General features: G+C 52.2%; 13 protein-coding genes and 1 tRNA gene. 3 read left to right on the top strand and 11 right to left on the bottom strand.

Translation table 11 applies throughout. The features are described from left to right. Window positions 1–21 precede the first annotated feature (21 nt). The 7 genes from truD to Pla110_RS16295 all read right to left on the bottom strand — a co-directional run bounded on the left by truD (window position 22) and on the right by Pla110_RS16295 (window position 7,616). The gene (gene truD, locus Pla110_RS16325) at window positions 22–1,125 is read right to left on the bottom strand and encodes a tRNA pseudouridine(13) synthase TruD (RefSeq protein ID WP_144997154.1); all 1,104 of its coding nucleotides are present in this window, start codon (window positions 1,123–1,125) and stop codon (window positions 22–24) included. Between the two features lie 58 nt (window positions 1,126–1,183). After that, window positions 1,184–1,256, bottom strand: a tRNA-Arg gene (locus Pla110_RS16320). Between the two features lie 82 nt (window positions 1,257–1,338). After that, window positions 1,339–1,725, bottom strand: a complete 387-nt coding sequence (locus Pla110_RS16315; RefSeq protein WP_231742525.1) for a GlsB/YeaQ/YmgE family stress response membrane protein — start codon at window positions 1,723–1,725, stop codon at window positions 1,339–1,341. Window positions 1,726–1,943: 218 nt separating this feature from the next. Next, window positions 1,944–3,032 carry a 23S rRNA (adenine(2503)-C(2))-methyltransferase RlmN gene (rlmN, locus tag Pla110_RS16310; protein ID WP_144997152.1) on the bottom strand — a complete coding sequence of 363 codons (1,089 nt, stop codon included), beginning with the start codon at window positions 3,030–3,032 and terminating at the stop codon, window positions 1,944–1,946. A 137-nt stretch (window positions 3,033–3,169) separates the two neighbouring features. Continuing rightward, entirely contained in the window at window positions 3,170–5,263 is a 2,094-nt protein-coding gene (locus Pla110_RS16305; protein WP_144997150.1) for a tetratricopeptide repeat protein, read from the bottom strand. A 540-nt stretch (window positions 5,264–5,803) separates the two neighbouring features. Then, a complete protein-coding gene (locus Pla110_RS16300) occupies window positions 5,804–6,583 on the bottom strand; it encodes a TatD family hydrolase (RefSeq protein WP_144997148.1) in 780 nt (259 codons plus the stop codon). Between the two features lie 184 nt (window positions 6,584–6,767). After that, window positions 6,768–7,616 carry a sugar phosphate isomerase/epimerase family protein gene (locus tag Pla110_RS16295; protein WP_144997146.1) on the bottom strand — a complete coding sequence of 283 codons (849 nt, stop codon included), beginning with the start codon at window positions 7,614–7,616 and terminating at the stop codon, window positions 6,768–6,770. Between the two features lie 455 nt (window positions 7,617–8,071). On the opposite strand from Pla110_RS16295, the gene Pla110_RS16290 reads away from it, so the two are divergent. Both Pla110_RS16290 and Pla110_RS16285 read left to right on the top strand, forming a co-directional pair. Further along, complete coding sequence (locus tag Pla110_RS16290; protein ID WP_144997144.1) at window positions 8,072–12,442, top strand: outer membrane protein assembly factor BamB family protein; 4,371 nt, start codon at window positions 8,072–8,074, stop codon at window positions 12,440–12,442. A gap of 12 nt (window positions 12,443–12,454) precedes the next feature. Then, window positions 12,455–13,582 carry a Gfo/Idh/MocA family protein gene (locus Pla110_RS16285; RefSeq protein WP_144997142.1) on the top strand — a complete coding sequence of 376 codons (1,128 nt, stop codon included), beginning with the start codon at window positions 12,455–12,457 and terminating at the stop codon, window positions 13,580–13,582. A gap of 196 nt (window positions 13,583–13,778) precedes the next feature. On the opposite strand, the gene Pla110_RS16280 is transcribed toward Pla110_RS16285, so the two are convergent. The 4 genes from Pla110_RS16280 to Pla110_RS16265 all read right to left on the bottom strand — a co-directional run bounded on the left by Pla110_RS16280 (window position 13,779) and on the right by Pla110_RS16265 (window position 17,638). After that, complete coding sequence (locus Pla110_RS16280; protein ID WP_231742524.1) at window positions 13,779–14,156, bottom strand: CoA-binding protein; 378 nt, start codon at window positions 14,154–14,156, stop codon at window positions 13,779–13,781. A 68-nt stretch (window positions 14,157–14,224) separates the two neighbouring features. Continuing rightward, window positions 14,225–15,196: a DUF6807 family protein gene (locus tag Pla110_RS16275; protein WP_144997137.1), complete on the bottom strand. Its 972-nt coding sequence runs from the start codon at window positions 15,194–15,196 to the stop codon at window positions 14,225–14,227. 97 nt (window positions 15,197–15,293) lie between these two features. Continuing rightward, window positions 15,294–16,607, bottom strand: coding sequence for a Gfo/Idh/MocA family protein (locus Pla110_RS16270; protein WP_144997135.1), 1,314 nt, complete (start codon window positions 16,605–16,607; stop codon window positions 15,294–15,296). A 206-nt stretch (window positions 16,608–16,813) separates the two neighbouring features. After that, window positions 16,814–17,638: a hypothetical protein gene (locus tag Pla110_RS16265; RefSeq protein ID WP_144997133.1), complete on the bottom strand. Its 825-nt coding sequence runs from the start codon at window positions 17,636–17,638 to the stop codon at window positions 16,814–16,816. 431 nt (window positions 17,639–18,069) lie between these two features. On the opposite strand from Pla110_RS16265, the gene lpxA reads away from it, so the two are divergent. Next, a complete protein-coding gene (lpxA, locus tag Pla110_RS16260; protein WP_144997131.1) occupies window positions 18,070–18,879 on the top strand; it encodes an acyl-ACP--UDP-N-acetylglucosamine O-acyltransferase in 810 nt (269 codons plus the stop codon). The last annotated feature ends 54 nt before the right edge of the window (window positions 18,880–18,933 follow it).

Below are 18,933 nucleotides of genomic sequence, written 5' to 3'. Positions count from 1 at the left end.
GTTCTTTGAGCGAGTACAAAGTCACTCAATCGAATCGCGAACTGAATCCGGTGACCAATCCGTCTTCATGAACTCTCGTAGCATTGTGGTGGCATAGCAGCCCGTGGGGAGCTCGAATTGAAAACGGAGTCCGTTCGCTTCAGGCGAAATCTCAATCGACTCCGGCAGAATGCTGTAAGGCCTCCGCGTCCCCGCACACAGTTTGCGGTGCCGTGCGAAATCGTTGAGGGTCAGACCGGCGGAGCTTAAGATGCGGTTCTCTCGTTCCTGCACTTCGTCGGTTGGCATCTTCATTTTGGGACCGAATACGGGGCCAGCAATTGCTATCTCGCCCGTTTTGAGACGTTCCTTCTCGCGGTTCACGTCTTCCACGACGAAGGGGCCACCCGATTTGCGGACTTGCATCACATCGCCCAGCAGGGCTGTGTGGAACAACTCCTCGTCGATTCTCTCTGCCAGTGCCAGATTGAATAACCAGGATTGCACGGCAGAAAGCTCAAAACGTGCCCGCTTACCACGTACTTTCCCTGGCGGTCGGAAGAGGGATTTCAATCCAAACTGGACAGTTCGGCCTCCATGTCCGAATCGTTGCGGACCGAAGTAGTTCGGAAAACCGAATTTCAATAACTCGTCCCGAATCTGGACCGCGACTTCGTACGCTTCTGAAGAGGTCTCTCGCAGAAGGATCGAAAAGCGATTACCGACAAGATGTCCGGTTTTCAGTTTGTTCTGGTGCAGACTGTGCTTCAGCACCGTAATCTGATCGATCGTGACGGCAGCCAGATCGGGTTCACAAGATGCAGGAACGGAGACGTATTGCCGTGTGATGGCACGGCGATCTTTGATCCCCGCCATTCCAACGAACTGTGGATCGATATTGAGAGATCGACTGAGATGACCAACGAGATCGGGGCCAGATACATCCCGTTTTTCGATCCAGAGAAAGAGATGCTCGCCCGTCCCTTGTGGTTCATAGACAGGGATTTCTTCGACGATAAAATCTTCCAGTTCCTGTTTAAGCACACCACCGATACCCGGGAGTTCTTTTGTGATACAGGGGAAGTCGAAGTCTTGCAAACGCTTCAGCTGAGCTTCGGTGAGTAACTCCTCGGGAGACTCGGTCATGATGTGAGCCTCTTACGATAGCAGGGAGGTACGAAGCGGGAGGGAATAAGAGCGAAATTATCCCCGGCAGGAGTCGAACCTGCAACCTTCGGCTTCGGAGGCCGACGTCATATCCATTAGACCACGGGGACGATTAAGTCGAACCCGTGAATTCACGGGTGCTCCTGAGAATGTACGGAGCACCCACCGTGACTGTCAACGGCTCCCACTGGTTTAACTTTCTTCCACCAGTTTACGACGACGACGGCGACGGAACTTACGATGAATGAACCCGTCGTCATCTTGCGATTCGGCAAAGAAGCTTCCTGCCATAAGTCGGTAGGAAAAGAGCAGCATGAACGCACCGAAAGTCGCGGCAAGAAAGCCGAAACCACTGATGGGCGAAATTCGAGGCATGTCTGTGAAGAACATGAGTGTTCCGCAACCGACAACGCTGCCTCCGATTCCCATCAATGTGGTCGTGACGGCGCCTCCGGGATCGCGTCCCGGCATGATTGCCTTAGCTGAAAGACCGACGAGAGTTCCAAACCCGACCCAGACCAGCACTTCGTGCAGGGCGTCGTGAATTGCTTTCATGAACTGGGGATCTTCAAACATCATATACCTCTATAGCGCATCACAAATGACAGTGTCAGGGATGGGCGACGCAAATTAAAGGTTGCGCGCGAAGGGTCGTCAGGAATCGTGGGACGACGCCATTAAGGGTATCGACAATGAGCATTTTGTCAGTTGAGTCGAAATCAGCGAGAATCGCAATCAAGTCGATGAACCGGAACGATTGGGCAGGACGGAAGCCTCCTCTGTCGGCGACTTATAAGCTAAGTCTTCAATGATACGATAGTGGCATCGGGCGATTTCTGTTTTTGCTCGTTCAATCGCAATTGTCCGCAGGCAGCATCGATGTCGGCCCCTTTGCGTTTGCGGACAGTCACATTCACACCTGAATCTCTCAGCAGACGCTCAAATTCCTGCGTGCGCGGAGCAGAAGGGGAATGGAACGGCAATTCTTCCACATCATTCATCGGAATCAGATTTACGTGGGCGTTCCGGCCATGCATTAAATCGGCCAGTTGCTGCGCGTGAACGGGACGGTCGTTGATTGATCCCAACAGGATATACTCATAGGAGACGCGACGGCCGGTCTGGTCGAAGTAGGCGTCGGCTGCGGAGAGTAATTTATCAATCCCCACATTTTTATTGACGGGTACGATTTCAGTCCGCAGTTCGTCATTCGGAGCATGCAGGGAGATTGCTAAGTTGTAAGGAAGCCCAGTTTCCGCCAGTTCTTCAATTTTTCCCGGAAGACCGACGGTTGAAATCGTCACGCGTCGGACACCGATGCCCATTCCTTCTTCGGAATGAACAGTCGCCAAAGCGGGGAGCAATTCCTTCAGGTTGGCCAGCGGTTCTCCAATTCCCATCACAACGATGTTTGTCAGCCGTTCGTCTGTCTTGAGCAAACGGTCGAGGAGATAAATCTGCTCCAGGATCTCTGCTTTAGTCAGATTACGACTTAATCCAAGCAGGCCACTCGCACAGAACGTACAGCCCATGGCGCAGCCGACTTGTGTGCTGATACAAATCGTACGGCGATTCGTCTCGCGCATCAGAACGCATTCGATCTCTTCGCCGTCCCGTAATCTCAGTAGCAATTTTTCAGTATTATCCCGAGCTTTCTGGTGTCGCAATTGCTCTGTTTGAAAAAGAGCAAAGCTCTCCTGGAGTTTGTTTCGCAACTCCTGCGGAAGATTTGACATCGCTTCAAAGCTCGCGGCTCGCTGCTGATGGATCCAACTCCAGATCTGGCCCGTTCGATACGCAGGTTCACCATTCTCTTGCAGCCAGGATTGGAGTTCGTCCTGGGAAAGACTTAAAAAAGGAATGGGTGAGGGAGCTGTCGATGTCATCCAATGGAACCAGTTGGCGGTTGGCCAAATAAAAAGCGAGCTATAGTCAGGCACCCCGTGGGGGTAAGAGCCCTACTATAACTCGCATGGAAACCCGTCCGCAATGGGGCTCTTCGCCCACAGACCCGCTGCAGCGATTAAAACTCGTTGGCAGAGGCTTCCGCTGAGATAATTCCCTTCAAAAAGGGAGGCGTACGAGGGATGAACTTCCGAAGTCGTTTTTTAGGCTCCGGTTTCTCTTCCTGCACCTCCGAACTGAAAGGATCCCGTTCAGATCGTTGGCTGGTAGGATAAGTAGGCAGTGCTTTGATGGGCTCTGCTTCCTCTTCCGCTTCGTATTTCGGCAATGAAACCGGGATTTCCTTCACTTTGGGACCGAAAGGATTTAATTCAACGGGGAGCGATTCTGGTTCGGGGGTGACCTGAGGGTCGGAAATCGTAGCGGCAACATCAGGCTTATTCATCTCTCGCTGTTGAGTCAGAACAGGCTGATTGGAACTGGGGAACAGTTCCTGTTGAGTTTCCGTCCGACGGGTGGGCAGATGATTCCCTCCCTGCCAGCTTAGCAGTGGATTGTTGACCGGCAACTTCATCTGGTTCATCTCTACTGTGGTCAGTAACAGAGCCGAACTCTCATTGCGGGCGTCATTTCCAATGCCAAACCCACGGCCTCCATTGGGATTGGCCAGTTGATTTGGCGTCATTGTGAGCTGGAATGTCGGCATGCCTGCATAGCGAAGTCCGATGGCTACGGGCGTAGTAGTGGCTTGTGCCTGAAGCGGAGTTCCCCATTCGACAACACCGGGAAAACGCAGCTCCACATGACGTTCTCGACGAACAATATACGGATCATTCCAACGTCGCTGTCCCACTTGCAAAACAATGTCCGACGTTTCGAAGTTCCATTCCGGACTCGCTACGATCACCAAGTCATCGGCACCAAATCCAAGTTGAGGTTCGATGCGGATCGAATTTGCCAGTTGTTGGCGAAGTTGAGGAGGAAACTCGCGGGCGTCAAACAGGGCCGAACATTGCAGCAGAACGGGCGGTGGCACTGATGCCAGAACTTTGGGGTCCTGCAACTGGGCCAGCATTTTTCGTTTATCCCCGGCCTGATAGTACAAGGTAAGAAGACCCACGCGACTTTGGCTTTCTTCCAGTCCGATGTCGAGATTTCGGAGTAGCGACTCTTCCGCAGAATCGTACTCTCGGTTTTCGGAAAGAATCCGGGCGCAGACAAGATTCACTTGCCAGACGTTCGTTGATTTTTCCATGGCAGCGCGAGCCGTTGCCACTGCAGTAGGTTGTTTCAGATAGGCTTGAATCAACGCCATGTTCGCCAATCCGGTTGCCAGCATTTCGTCCTGACGGAAGTGACCGGAACAAAGTTTGTCCAGCTTGCCGTAGGTTTGGTTGGCGGCGAAGAGTTGTCCCAGTTCCTGTTCTGTACGGGCGACGTAATAAACATAGGGCGGATAGAATTCCATGAACCGTTCCATGCGCCGCAGGACGCGCAGTCGAACCTGAGGATTCTTCTCCTTCATCGCTTCTTCGAGCGCATCCAGATCGGTACTGCGAATCAACCAGTTGTCCGGAATGTTGCGTTTACGAGTCAGCTTCCAAAAGGTATCGAGAAAACTGGACGATTTATCGTAGATGCCATTCATCCGTTCTTTGTCGAGCTTCCAAACATCCAGGTCGCGCTGCCAGTCGAATGTACGATAATCCCACCAGCCAGCAGCACCCGTTTGCACCATGCCGACCATGTTGGCCGAAGCAAAGTTGGCGGCCAGGTCGAGTGAACGTGCCCAGGCTTTCTGGTTGAATGCTTGCGAATGTTTATCTTTAACGATTGCCCGCTCCCGGTCCGCCAGTTCCATTCCGTTAATTTCCTGCAGCACGCCCGTATAAAGTCGGATGATCTCTTCGTCATCGATCTCATTCAGGTTCAGGTTGCTGAGGATGTTATCCCGTTCTTCCATAAGTACTTGGGGAGTGGGATACTTCTGGATGCGGTGAAACGAGGCGCGACAATAATTCAGCGCGACTGCCGTCGAGCGTCGGAGCCGTTCTTCTTCAGCCAGTTTGTCGTCGTCCTCAGCAGACAGGAAAGAGCCGGTCAGCAACAGGAACAGAACGGGTAAAAGCAGGAGACGGACCGATAGCCGGCGGGAGTGCGCAGAACGTGCGGCAATCGGGCGAGACAGTGTAGGTAGGATTTGTGTAGACATGGTTCCCGGTCTATGTAGTCTGTCGAATGAAGGGGAGCACCTTCAACGAAGGCGGACGCCGTCAACCAGAGATTGAGGACGATCTGTTTCATTCGATCGGCGAGGTATAGTTGTCGCCACTGAAAAACATGCTAAGGCTCGGGCCACACAAATCCATTTGAGCCGGTCCTCCGTCATGGAACCTACTGGTGGGTTCCTCTAGAGGCCTGAGCCAGACCGCTCCAATTCTACGTGAATTCAACTCGTCCGGGGTGGACAAGTCGTCGCGTCTCCTTCAAAAGCTGGGAGGTCAGTCCACTTAAATAAACGAGTGAAACTTTAACGGCGAATTGAGCATCCGCCAGACCGTCCGTGAAACCTGCGTGAAACGCATAATCGGCAAACTCCTTCGCGCGCAGAGGGTTTTACCTAACCGGAATAGTCGAGTCCGCGTAGATCTCATGTAGCTTTTACAAACTGATTTGACAGTTAGTTTTCGCCGAAAAAAACAGGGTTTAACGAGGGTCTCTTTTCTCTTTGGAATGAATCACGCTGTCGTTTTCATCCGGCCTTCAATCGAAATAGGTCCCGCGCATTCTGTGTCGTGATCTCGGCCATCTCTTCGGTCGTCTTGTTATGAATCTCGGCGAGTACGGTACAAGTATGTTTCACGAATGAAGGCTCGTTCCGTTTTCCCCGTTTAGGTACAGGAGCGAGATAGGGGGCGTCTGTTTCCACCAGCAACCGATCCAGCGGGACTTGCTTCGCCACGAATCGCAGGTCGTCGTTTTTCTTGTAAGTGAGCATTCCCGAAAACGACATATGCATGCCCATATCGAGACAAGCTGTCAGCGTCTCTTCGTTACCGCAGAACGAATGCATGATGCCTCGCAGCTTTTCGGAACCGGTGAAAGCTTGTAGCTGCTCTACAATTTCGGACTCCGCTTCCCGGCAATGGACGACGAAAGGAAGATCGAGTTCCTTAGAGAGTTTCAGATGGCGATCAAAAAAATCCTGTTGCAGGTCGAGTGGTGAGTGGTCCCAGTATTTGTCGAGCCCCGTTTCACCAATACCAATCACCTCCGGGTGACTCATCAGCTCCACAATTTTCTCCCAGTCTCCATCTAATAGTTGGGAGACATAATTCGGTTGCACACCCACTATCGCTTTGACTGCCTCATACTTCGCGGCAATCTCTACGGCTCGCTGACAACTGGGGGCGGTAATCCCAATCGTGAACATCGTTCCCACTTCTTCCGCAACGGCCCTCTCAATCACCTCCTGCATATCAGTGGTGAAACTTTCTTCATCAAGATGGCAATGGGTGTCTATCAGGTGCATGAAGGGAACTCATTCAAAAGGAAACAGGTTTTCGAACTCGAGAGGCCGGAGATCATAAAAGATATAAAGCAGGAGTTGAATGACGGATCGATGGAGTGGAGTCGATCGAAACAAAAAACTCCCCGCTTCGATTTCATTCATCAAAGCAGGGAGTTCTCGGTGAATCATTTCAGGCAAACCGGGGTTAGCCGATTTTTGCTTTCAGATCATTGATCGTCGCGACCGCCTGGCCGATGTCTTTTTTCTGCTGAGTCGGTTCTTCAGGGATTTCCCGTTCGATCGTCAGCGGGCCATCGTAGCCGATTTCTTTCAGGGTCTGCAGGTACAGCTCTGCATTCACATCTCCTGTACCGAAGGGAACTTCACAGCCCCATTCCTCGCCTCGTTTGCCATCGTTTGCCCAAGTGGCGTCTTTGCAGTGGACACTGCGGACGAATTTCTGCACTTTTATCAGGGCGTCAATCGGGTCACCCGTACCGTACAGAATCATGTTAGCCGGGTCGAAGTTGATGAACAGGTTGTCCCGTCCAACATCGTCGATGAAGGCGAGCAGGTGTTCGGCCGATTCCTGACCTGTTTCCAGGTTCAATTGCTGGCCGTTCGCTTTGACGTGATCCAGGAGATCGCGGGTGCAGTCGAGCAATCGTTTATAAGCTGGAGAATCGTGGTCTTCGGGGACAAAGCCGATATGCAGGGCGACGGTGTCGCAGCCCAGCAGCTTTGCGAAGTCAGAGATCTCTTTCATTTCCTGAACGCGAGCCGCTTGCGTCTCTTCGGGAACAAGGCCGACGGTGCGGATCGTGGTCGGGATGTCAGCGTAGCTTTCGCCTTCAAATCCACCAAAGACAGCTGTAACTTTGATACCGGCCGATTTGCATTTCTCGAGGAATTCATTGGCGGCGGATTCGGTACGATTCCCTGCGTGAGGGGCGTGTATTTGGACGGTCGGAATATCCAGATCCTGGGCAACATCCAACCGGACTCCTAACCCGGCATCTATTGAGGTGAACACCCCAACTGGCCACTTACTCATATTTGATCTCCAGACTTTGGATGCATGTCTAAATGCAACAAGTATTTATTTCGACGAAAAATGCTATATCAAGGCCGCAATCTGCAAAGCAGACTATCTGCGCATTAATGAACAGAGCCGCCCATCCTACCCGGAATCGGGCGGATTCTCCAGTCAACCGACCTTCTTCTCAAGGGTCTGCGCGTATGTTGAGGGCGATCCTGCGGGACTTGGTCAATTTCAGGTAAGTTTTGCCTGAATTTTCGATAAATGTTCGCTAGTTTAGTAGCTTGCGAAAGGTTCTCTGTTTGGCCTCGATCATCCCACATGCTATTATAAATGAGACCTTATCCATCCCTAGTGGAAGCGCACACGCTTCCATCTGTTCAAATTTGTACAGATTCCGAGATGAGTCTTCTTTCTCGGAAGTTGTATCCCCCCTCCTGAACACTTTATTCCTGCCGATTTAAATCAACATGATAAAATTCAACCTGACCCTTCGTCTGGCTCTGTTCAGTCTGATTGCTCTTTCCTCCTTCTGCATCTCGTCCAGCTTGGTCCAAGCTGAGGACTGGCCTATGTGGCGATACGATGCAGGCCGCACAGGAGTCTCGCCGCATGCTTTGCCCGACAAACTGTACCCCGGCTGGTCAGTCAACTTCGGCAAACGGAAACCTGTCTGGGATGATCCTCTCAACCATGACTTAATGAAATACGACAGTCAGTTTGAACCAGTCGTGGTCAACGGCTTGATGCTGCTGTCATTTAATGACACCGACAAAGTTCTCGCCCTTGATGTCAAAACGAGCGAAGAACGCTGGCGATTTTATGCCGACGGCCCGATTCGCTATCCAGCTGCCTGTGCCGATGGCAAAGCGTATGTCGTCAGCGACGACGGATACCTGTACTGCCTGGATGTAAACACCGGAAACGAAATCTGGAAGTTCCGGGGCGGACCGTCGGATCGGAAAATTCTGGGGAACGAACGCCTCATTTCAACTTGGCCTGCACGTGGAGCGGCAGTGGTTGATGACGGTACGGTCTATTTCGCCGCCAGTATCTGGCCTTTTATGGGGACGTTCATTTACGCGCTCGATGCCGAAACGGGAGATACCGTTTGGGTCAACGACAACACAAGCGCCCTCTACATCGATCAACCGCACCACTACCCCGCCTTTGCCGGTATCGCACCGCAGGGACATCTTGCTGTAAATGATAAACAACTCTTTATTCCCGGAGGCCGGTCAATTCCTGCGAGCCTCGAACGGGATACTGGGAAGTTGCAGTTCTTTCATCTGGCCGACTACGGTAAGTCCGGCGGTTCGTACGTCTTCGCAAACAACTCTGCCCTCTGGGCTCACGAGAGAGACGACGAATATAGCTGGTTTATCCTGGGGTCAGGCCGTCGTCGTGACGAGTTACGCGGTCATCAACCTGTTTTGAGTGACAAAGCCTTCATCTATTCCGGGGATTCGCTGGAATGTCATAACTATGACGATCCGAAAGAAACGGTCTGGAAGGTCGAAGCCGATGCTACTAAAGATATGATCCAGGCTGGCTCACGACTTTACGCCGCGGGTGAAAAAGAAATCACTGTTTGGCAACTCTCTGAGGACGAAGCAACCGCACCGGAAAAAATTCAGACATTATCATTAGACGGAACCATCGCTCGCCTCGTCGCCGCTGATGATCGATTGATTGTGACGACCGATGAAGGTCAGGTTTTCGTTTTCACCGGGAATGAATCTGAGACGGCAACCGAAATTGCTACTAAACAGGAACAACTCCCACTCACCGAGGAAGCGAAAGCGGAAGCTCAAGAAATTGTACGCCAACTCACTCCTGAGGCAGCTTATGGATACTTCGTCGGGATTGGTGATGGTGAATTACTAAAAGCGGTCGTTGCTGAATCAAAATTGAAATGGATCGTCCTCGATTCGGACACCGAAAAAGTAACCGAGTGGCGGAAGAAATTCGATATCGTTGATCCCTCCGCAGTGCCAGGTTCTCATCCCGTTGCGTTTCTGGATGGAGAGTTAAATCAGGATTATACCCTGCCCGTCTACCTCTCCAGTATGACGATCATTAACGACCCTGCCGCAATTGGATATGAAGCTACGATTCCGGGAGAAACGGAACTGGCGGAAAACCTCTTCGAAGGCCTTCGTCCTTATGGGGGCAAACTCTGGTTTATTAATCCCGACAATTCATCGAAGCTGCTCAGCAGTCTTAAAGGCCAGCAACTGCAAGGCTCTCTGGCGAAGGGTGAATTTACTTCCGTCGGTTCATCACTCACCGTCACCCGTGCAGGGCAGCTTCCTGGTGCTGGAAACTGGACTCATCAATACGGCGACATCGAAAACACCGTCAAGTCAGACGATTCTCGTGTTAAATTGCCCATGGGCCTCCTGTGGTTCGGTGGCAGTTCCAATATGGACGTCCTTCCTCGACATGGTCACGGTCCGCCGGAGCAGATCATTGGGGGGAGACTCTATATTCAGGGAATGGATGTTCTTAATGCACGCGATGTTTATACTGGCCAAGTCCTGTGGCAAACCAAGTTGGTCGACACGGGGGCCGAAGGACTCTTCTTCGATCAGACTTACAAAGACACCCCGCTGAGTACTGAATACAACCAGGTACATATTCCCGGAGCTAATGCCCGCGGAACGAACTATATCGCTACAGAAGATCTGGTCTACATCCTCCAGAAGGACAAGTGTCGTGTTCTCGACGCGGTCACAGGAAAGGATGTCGCCATGTTCGATCTTCCTGAACTGAAATTCGACGAAAAGTCCGAGCCAGTACAGTCTTGGGGTTACATCGGTATCGCTGGGAACAACCTGCTGGGTGGACTCGGTTTTGCTGAGTACAGTCAACGTAAAAACCTGCCGATTGATACTGCCGATCAGCGCCGCAGTAAATTCCGGTTTGTCGATTATGACCAATCGGCCAGTCGCGGACTGACAGTGATGGATCGCCATTCCGGCCAGGTTAAATGGCAAGTACCTGCTAAACATAGCTTGATTCACAACGCCATTTGCGTTGGTCGCAACGTCGTTTATGTACTCGATAAATTACCTCCTAACATTGAACAACAACTGGCCCGCCGGGGCGAAGTGAATCCGGATACGTATTCGCTGACGGCTTATGACATTGAAACTGGCGATGTCGTCTGGAAAACGTCCGAGAACATTTTCGGCACCTGGCTCGGTTATTCGGATGAATATCGTATTCTGATTCAATCGACTCGTCCTTCCAATGACACTGTCCGGGATGAAAATGGTCGACAGATCATCGCATACGATGCCGATACGGGAGACGTTCTCTGGAATGAGTCGATTTCGTACAGCACGCCTCCGATTCTACATGGCGACAAACTGATTACAGGAGGTCGTTTTTATTCACTGATCACCGGAAAGCCGCTCATGCGAACGGACCCGCTGACTGGCAAAGAAGATGTCTGGAGCTACAGCGCAACCAAGGGGTGTAACTATCCGATTGCCTGTGAGACGATGCTGACTTTCCGCTCTTCCTCAGCCGCCTTTTATGACATGACCAACGATGGCGGGACAGGCCATTTCGGTGGTTTCAAATCAGGTTGCACAAGTAACCTCATCGCCGCAGATGGGCTGTTGAATGCCCCCGATTATACGCGAACTTGTAGTTGCTCATTCCAGAACCAGACCTCTCTGGCGATGGTTCATATGCCCGACCTTGAAATCTGGACCCACAACGACATGGCCTACGATGGTGATCTTGTGCGGGCGGTGGGAATCAACTTTGGTGCCCCCGGCGATCGTCGTGACGAAGAAGGCACCTTGTGGCTCGACTATCCCGAAATCGGAGGACCCTCTCCGTCGCTGACCGTATCCGTTAAAGGAGATGCCGAATACTTCCTCGATCACTCTTCCCGCTATCAGGGAGAGGAATTGAAATGGGTTGCCTCATCGGGTGTCAAAGGGGCCAGTCAGATTGATCTGCTCGTGAAACCAACCGCGATTGATCAATTGGAGTTCGGTTTCCCCGCTAACAGTTCGGTGGACGACGCCGCTGAATTACCCAACGGCGATATGATTGTTTCCAATACGACTTTTTACCCAGCTTCCAAGCAGGATCATACTGCCGGAATTCGATTCAATTCCCTGCCCCTTCCCAAGGGAGCAAAGATTAAGTCAGCCTATATTCAGTTCACCGCGACCAAGGCCATCGACACGGAAACCAAAGTCACTGTCTGGAGCGAAGCGGTTGATGATGTTAAAAGTTTCAGCACGAAACGGGAAAGCATCACAAAACGACCCAAAACCGAAGCGTCCGTGAAGTGGGAGATTGAACCTTGGGAAGCGGCTCGCCACGGCGAGGCTGAACGGACTCCTGATTTGAAAACATTGATCGAAGAAATCGTCAATCGCGATGGATGGGAACCGGGCAATGCGATCGGTTTCATTATCAAGGGATCGGGCGATCGTGCGGCTGTGGCAGCCGATGGCGACAAGAAGGGTGACAAATCTGGAATTCCACGCCTGTTTATCGAACTGGAAGAAGATTCCCTCGAACAGGTTGCCGAAGTCAGTCACGTTCCCAGCCGTCCATACACTGTTCGTCTCTTCTTCGCCGAACCGGAGCAAGATGTGAAGGTAGGCGACCGTCGATTCAATGTGAATCTTCAAGGCGAACCCCTGCTACGTGATTTCGATATCCTGGCCGAAACGGGTGGGGCTCGCGATGTGCTGGTGAAGGAATTCAACGGCATCCCCATTTCTTCCCGATTGAAAGTTGAACTGGAAGAGACCGGTGCCCGAAAACCCGTTCTGAGCGGGATCGAAATTAAACTCGAAACAGAATAACATTAGGGCATAATGAACAAACCTGACTTGCAGTTAACTGAAGAGGATTATCTTGTTCGGTTACCGAGTGGAGACTTTCCCGCCGTGGGCTGCATTGGTGCCGGTTTCATTATGGCCGACTTTCATCTGGTCGCTTATCGTCAGGCCGGTTTACAACCCCTGGCGATCAGCTCTCGAAATCCAACCCGCGCAGGTGAAGTCGCCGCGCGGCACAAGATCCCCACGGTTTATTCCAACTACGAAGAGCTATTGAACGATGATCGATTAGAGGTGATCGACATCGCCGTACCACCTGATATCCAGTTGGAAGTGATCGAAGCGGCCGTTCAAAAATCTCACATCAAAGGGATACTGGCACAGAAACCGCTTGGGATGAACTATCGTGAAGCGGTTCGGATTGTGGAACTTTGCGAGAGTGCGGGGATCACACTCGCGGTCAATCAGAACATGCGGTTCGATCATTCCGTTCGGGCGGCAAAGTGTTTGCTGGATCGAGAGGTCCTGGGTGAGCCGGTTCTGGCAACGATCGACATGCGGGCGATTCCCCATTGGATGCCCTGGCAGGAACGACTCGGTTGGCTTTCGCTCCGCATCATGAGTATCCACCATCTTGATACATTCCGCTACTGGTTCGGTTCGCCAAAGCGAATTTATGCCTCCGTTCGAAGCGACCCACGCACCGCCAGGAACTTTGCGCATGAAGACGGAATCTGTCTTTACATCCTCGAATACGAAAACGGACTTCGCGCATCAAGCTGGGACGACGTTTGGGCTGGTCCGAATGAGGAAGCGATTCAATCGGCCATGCAGGAAGCGATCGGCATTAACTGGCGAATCGAAGGGACAGCTGGTCTGGCACGCGGAACCATCGGTTGGCCGAAGTACCCAGCACGAGTCCCCAGCACGCTCGACTACCTCTCCCTCTCTCAGCCCGACGCATGGCAACGCCCCCGCTGGAATGAGGTCTGGTTCCCCGACGCCTTCATCGGTCCCATGGCCGAACTGTTAAGAGCAATCACCACTGATTCCAAATGCACTCTCAACGGTCGAGACAACCTTGAAACGATGGCTCTCGTCGACGCCGCCTACCTCTCCGCGCAAGAACATCGTGCAGTTGAGGTGAGCGAGATCACGGAGTGATTCAGATCCACGCCACTTAATTGGATAGCCCGGACAATCACATCATGTTGTCCGGGTTGCGAAGCGACAAGCAAATCGTGGATATCGCGGAAGATGATGACAATCGAGCCATTCTCTAATGACAGAGTCATCGCCGTCTATCGTGATGGCAACATCGGAGGAACATCACAGCTCCTCGTCATCATTCCCGATGAAGCTACTCTTCCGGAAACTGCGAAGGCGAATGTCCTACCGCCACGATGCTACAGGCGGTGATTACGTTCATTCCCATTTCTTCAGTTTGCTCCAGCAATTCCGCGGACTCGCTGCCAGGGTTGAACCAGACTTCTTCCGGGTTCAGAACTTGAATTTCACCCAGTAAGGTGATGCCCACAGAAGGTGGAAGATAGACGAGTAACCGGTTGATATCTTTATCCGGCACTTCCGATAGCGAGGGATAGACCGTGAGGCCTTCGATTTCGGTTTCGTTCGGATTCACCGGGTAAACGGTCGCTCCCAGTTCCTGGTAGGACCGAACGGCTTTGTTCCCGAACTTGCTTCGATTGGCGCTGGCGCCGAGCACTACGACTTTCACTTTGCACCTCCTGGCAGGGGCCATGTCCAGAACGACGATGGCCCCGATGTGTTAATAATCCTGTTTGATTAAGGACTGACATAGTCTTCGTAACGAGCCTGAATCTGTTCCTGGCTGGGAGTCTCCCCTTCGGAGACATTCAACCGGTAGGTCATTTCCAGCGGACTCTCTTCTTTGAGTTCGGTTTTGTAGTAAGTTCCAAAGCGACCGTAGGGACGTTCAGAAAAGAGAGCCGGTTCCGGCTGACCTTTGGCAGGAAAGTATTCCACGGTGTACTGGTTTTCGCCCAGGGGGTAAGTCATGGCGAACCAGTCGAGGTTGATATGCCGTGGAGGCTTGCCCGAGTCATCGACCTGGTAAGCTTCTGCCTGCTGCTGGGGGACTCCTTCAGGACGGACATAGCGGGCGCTGTTCGCTTCCGCGACCGCCTGTGCGGCTCGATACTGGAACCCAGCGTGCTGCCGGTCCCCTTCGAGAACCAGATCGCCCATTTGGCTTTCGAGTTTCGTGGACCAATCGATCTGCCACGATTTTCCATTTTCCAGTTCAACCGGTTTGACGGTAACTGTTCGTTCTTCCGCAACGACAGGTTCTCCTTCAGGATTGTTCCAGTGAATGAGCGTGGTCATCGTCGCCATGTCATCGGTGGCTTCTTGTTTTAGTACTTTGACGTGTCGCGAGTGAGCTCCATCTTTGCAGTGCCAGAAGTCGTAGGTTTTGTCACCCACATGAGTTTTATTCCAGCCGACATACATCCCCCGATGGTGTGTGAACTGTCCGTGAGCCCCTTTGGTGATCTGCTCACCAGAATCAGGACCGAACACGTGGTGGTAAACTTTGTATGTTTCGTGTGCTCGTGTGTCGTCTGATGTGTCGTAAGCGTACATGTAGCGAATGACGGGTTTCTCGTCGTATGTGAGTGTCAACTCACCCGCTTCGGTATCGTCGTTCCAGGCGAACTCACCAGCAGCAAGATCGGACTGGCTGAATAGAACAGTGGTCAGCAGGAAAGCAATCGTCAGGTACAATCGGGGCAGCATAGAAAAATCCTATCGATAGATGTCGTCAGAGTAGTGATGTCAGGATTGGTGTGGCAAGGTAAGTGAAGTCCGCAGAAATCTCGCTCATCGGAAACGATCAGAAGGTCGGAAGTTCCCAGCCTTCGCGATATTCGCGGCTCAGCAGTGCGTTTGCTTCCGCATCATCGCCACAGGTTTGTGTCTCCGGGTTGAAGTCGATTTCGCGACCGAGTCGGTAGGAGACATTTCCCAGATGGCATAGCGTCGAGGAAATGTGGCCGATTTCGATATCGGCAGTCGGTTTATTACGCGACTTGATACAGTCGATGAAGTTCCGGTGATGAACCTTGGCCTGCTCGCTGGTATCGGCAGAAGGAGCGTTTTCCTGGTCATAGACTTTCCAACCACTACGGTCGACAACCAGTGTGCCCTGGTCGCCATAGAAGGCGGCTGCAGCGGAGCGTCCTTCCTGTCCGTGGGTGGTCCACAGACGATGTTCCCAGGTGAGGGTCGCTTCCGGGTACTGGTATGTGACCAGTTGTGTGTCCGGTGTTTCCTGGTCATCGTCAAAGTAGAATTTACCCCCAGACGCAGAAACTTTCGAGGGGAGGTCGACTCCCAGACCCCAGCGGGCGATATCGAGCATATGCACGCCCCAGTTGCCCATCTCGCCGGTGCCGTAATCCCAAAACCAGTGCCAGTTGTAATGAAAGCGGTTAGGGTTAAACGGTCGCTCTGCAGCGGGACCCAACCAGAGATCGTAGTTCACCCCTTTAGGGACAGCCGCGTCCGGAGTGTGACCGATGTTTTTGCGACGATGGATTGTCCATGCTTTGGCGAGATGGATTTTTCCCAGTTTTCCGCTTTGGACGTATTCGACGGCAGATTGAAAATGGGCACCACTTCGCTGATGAATTCCGGACTGCACGACGCGATCGTAATGGCGAGCCGCTTCGACAATCCGTGTCCCTTCGACGACGTTGTGCGAAACCGGTTTTTCAACATACACATCTTTGCCCGCCTGGCAGGCCATGATGGCGATAATCGCATGCCAGTGGTCAGGCGTCGCTATCACGACACCATCGATCTTAGGATCGTCCAGGACCCGTCGGAAGTCTGTTTCAAATGCGGGAGAGAATCCCTGATTTTTTTCAATTCCGGCAGCCGTGGTTGGCAGCACGTTTTCATCGACGTCACAGATCGTGGCGATGTCGACATCGGCGAAGGAGGACATGCTGGTCGTGAGAAACCGACCTTGTCCGCGTACACCGATCCCCGCGAGAGTCACTTTTTCATTCGCGGAGGCACGGGCCGTTTTACTGGCCAAGCCGACGCCAATCATTCCAGCAGCGACACCTGCCGCATTGCGAGCACTCGATTGGAGAAACCGACGGCGGTTGACTTCTTTTTTCAAAAAATCGTCTGAGTTCATTGATGGTCCTGTAATAGATGTTTTTAGACCCCTTAATCATACCATATTCAGAAGCCTGAAAGTAGTAGTCAGATTCGGGTTGAAGACGATTTCAGCCGGATCATCAGCCGGAATCTGCATTGCTGGACAAGCGGGGAAATGACTCAAAAACGATGGAGAAATCCCTTGTTTTACCGTCGGAAGGCCGGTTTGACAGGAAAGTCGAGTTACTCGTCTCCAGGACGAGCCTCCAGGCGACGCGGTTTGACTGTCTCGATTCCCTCGGGAATGGTCACTTCTGTGAGGACCTGGGTCATGCTGCGGAGTTCGAATGACTGGGTCCCTTGCGGGAGGCTGATTTCCACTCGTAACCGCTGTTCTCCCTGGAGAGCTCCTTCATCTGTTACGCCGAAATCGTCTTCTTCGGGATCTTCTTCCAGGTCGTCCTCAGCGTACAGATTGCGATCGACCTCTCTCCAGGTTTCTCCCCGAGAGACCCAATAGCGGGAGATCTCGCGCGACCAATTTGCCGTTTCATCATGATCTTTAAGAGCTTCGTCTTCAATTTCGTCGAAAGACTTTGTTTGAAACGCTTCCAGCATTTCCTGAGGCCCCTCCCACTCAGGGTCAGTTACCAACAATCTTTCGACATACCATTTGGCAGGATCTTTGCCCGCCTGGGGAGGTTGAGGCCGCACGGTGATTTCCATTTCGTACCAGTCCAAGCCGGCCGTCGTCTCTGGACCGTCAAACTCCAACGCGTCGTCATATTCAGGCCGGTAGTAGTCGGGAGTCGGAATTGCAGTTATTTGATGAACTTCAATCTCGGCATCTTTCAGATGGGACATCACATCATCCATCCCCTTTTTAAGTGCCCCCAGCACCACTCTTTTGAAGGTGAATTTCAAAATGCGAGGCAGGAAGAGCAGACCGAGGACAATTAAACCACAGAACCCCAGCAGGCCCCACATGCCGCCATACTGAAAGGCAAGCACGCCGAGGAGAACAGTCAGGCACAGCACGATCGCCAGGCACATCAAAACAAATCTCATAAGGCGTTTTCCCTGAAGGGAGAAAGGGGAAAGAAGTGATGATCAGGGTTGGGTACATCATGATAGAAACGGAATCAGAGTTGTAAGCAGGTTCCGGTTGTATCCAGACTAACAGTGCTAACGCGAAATACAAACAATTTTAAACAGACTTGTTTCGAGTGAATTCCAAACAAAGTTTCCTCTGTTATCTAGGGTTATCACGCCAGCATAATTCTGAAGTCGGTCATTGTACTTTCTTGACTTTGCGCTTCGATTTGTCGAGACTGTGGGTGGCAACGTGATTCACACAACTGATGATTTCTAACATACGGAAATCATCAAGTCCGTTGTTCCAGTTCTTTTTGGCACAGTTCTCTTTACTTCAGTTTTGGCTGACACTGTGCTGAGACCTCCCTGATCGTGACGGATTCCACGATAGTTTGCGAAACAACATGGCTGTTCACCCAACCGCAATCATACACCCCTCGGCGATTATCAATCCACAGGCTCAAATTCATGCCGCCTGTGAGATTGGACCCCATGTCGTCATCGACGGCCCCGTCAGGATCGGTCCCGGATGCAAGCTGGCTCCCTCCGTTATCGTTATGGGAGAGACCTCGATAGGTTCCAATTGCTCGATTCATTCGCACGCCGTCATCGGGGATGTTCCCCAAGATCACGGTTACGACGGTGAAATGACCTACTGCAACATCGGCAACGAAGTCATCATTCGTGAAGGAGTGACTATCCATCGGGCCGTCACAGCGGGACAAGCGACGATCATCGGTGATCGCAGTTATCTCATGACGAACTCGCATGTAGGACACGATTGTGTGCTTGGTGAAGATGTCACGCTCGTCAGCGGAGCCCTGTTAGGCGGGCACGTCACGATTGGTGACAAAGCGATCATCTCCGGCAACGCCGCCATTCATCAGTTTTGCCGCATAGGCACCATGGCGATGGTCAGTGGCCTCGCCAAAGTCGTTCAAGATGTGCCCCCTTACCTGATGACCGACCGTGACGGTTCCATCGTCGGTCTCAATAGCATCGGGTTAAAACGGGGCGGCTACTCCAACGAAGAGCGGACAGAACTGAAGACACTCTTCAAACTGATCTATCGCTCCAGCATGCCTTTCTACAGGGTAGCTGACCTCGCCCACGACATTGCCCTGACAGACGCGGGACGACTCTTCCTCGCCTTCTTCAACTCCGATTCCTCCCGCGGCATCCGCAAAAGCGTCCAACGTAAAAAAGTCGCCTAGCGCTGGCTTCCTGCAGTTGCGATTCATTTCAAGCCTGATTTATTGGATCGGTAG

Origin of the sequence: Polystyrenella longa, assembly GCF_007750395.1 — a bacterium.
In the GTDB taxonomy this organism is placed as follows: domain Bacteria; phylum Planctomycetota; class Planctomycetia; order Planctomycetales; family Planctomycetaceae; genus Polystyrenella; species Polystyrenella longa.
Note: the sequence above shows the minus strand (reverse complement) of the source record. Positions and strands in the feature narration are given on the sequence as shown.

Bases quoted from the DNA above. Each gene is read 5' to 3' on its own strand.
- truD (WP_144997154.1), bottom strand. From the start codon at position 1,125: ATGACCGAGTCTCCCGAGGAGTTACTCACCGAAGCTCAGCTGAAGCGT.
- Pla110_RS16315 (WP_231742525.1), bottom strand. From the start codon at position 1,725: ATGATGTTTGAAGATCCCCAGTTCATGAAAGCAATTCACGACGCCCTG.
- rlmN (WP_144997152.1), bottom strand. From the start codon at position 3,032: ATGACATCGACAGCTCCCTCACCCATTCCTTTTTTAAGTCTTTCCCAG.
- Pla110_RS16305 (WP_144997150.1), bottom strand. From the start codon at position 5,263: ATGTCTACACAAATCCTACCTACACTGTCTCGCCCGATTGCCGCACGT.
- Pla110_RS16300 (WP_144997148.1), bottom strand. From the start codon at position 6,583: ATGCACCTGATAGACACCCATTGCCATCTTGATGAAGAAAGTTTCACC.
- Pla110_RS16295 (WP_144997146.1), bottom strand. From the start codon at position 7,616: ATGAGTAAGTGGCCAGTTGGGGTGTTCACCTCAATAGATGCCGGGTTA.
- Pla110_RS16290 (WP_144997144.1), top strand. From the start codon at position 8,072: ATGATAAAATTCAACCTGACCCTTCGTCTGGCTCTGTTCAGTCTGATT.
- Pla110_RS16285 (WP_144997142.1), top strand. From the start codon at position 12,455: ATGAACAAACCTGACTTGCAGTTAACTGAAGAGGATTATCTTGTTCGG.
- Pla110_RS16275 (WP_144997137.1), bottom strand. From the start codon at position 15,196: ATGCTGCCCCGATTGTACCTGACGATTGCTTTCCTGCTGACCACTGTT.
- Pla110_RS16270 (WP_144997135.1), bottom strand. From the start codon at position 16,607: ATGAACTCAGACGATTTTTTGAAAAAAGAAGTCAACCGCCGTCGGTTT.
- Pla110_RS16265 (WP_144997133.1), bottom strand. From the start codon at position 17,638: ATGAGATTTGTTTTGATGTGCCTGGCGATCGTGCTGTGCCTGACTGTT.
- lpxA (WP_144997131.1), top strand. From the start codon at position 18,070: ATGGCTGTTCACCCAACCGCAATCATACACCCCTCGGCGATTATCAAT.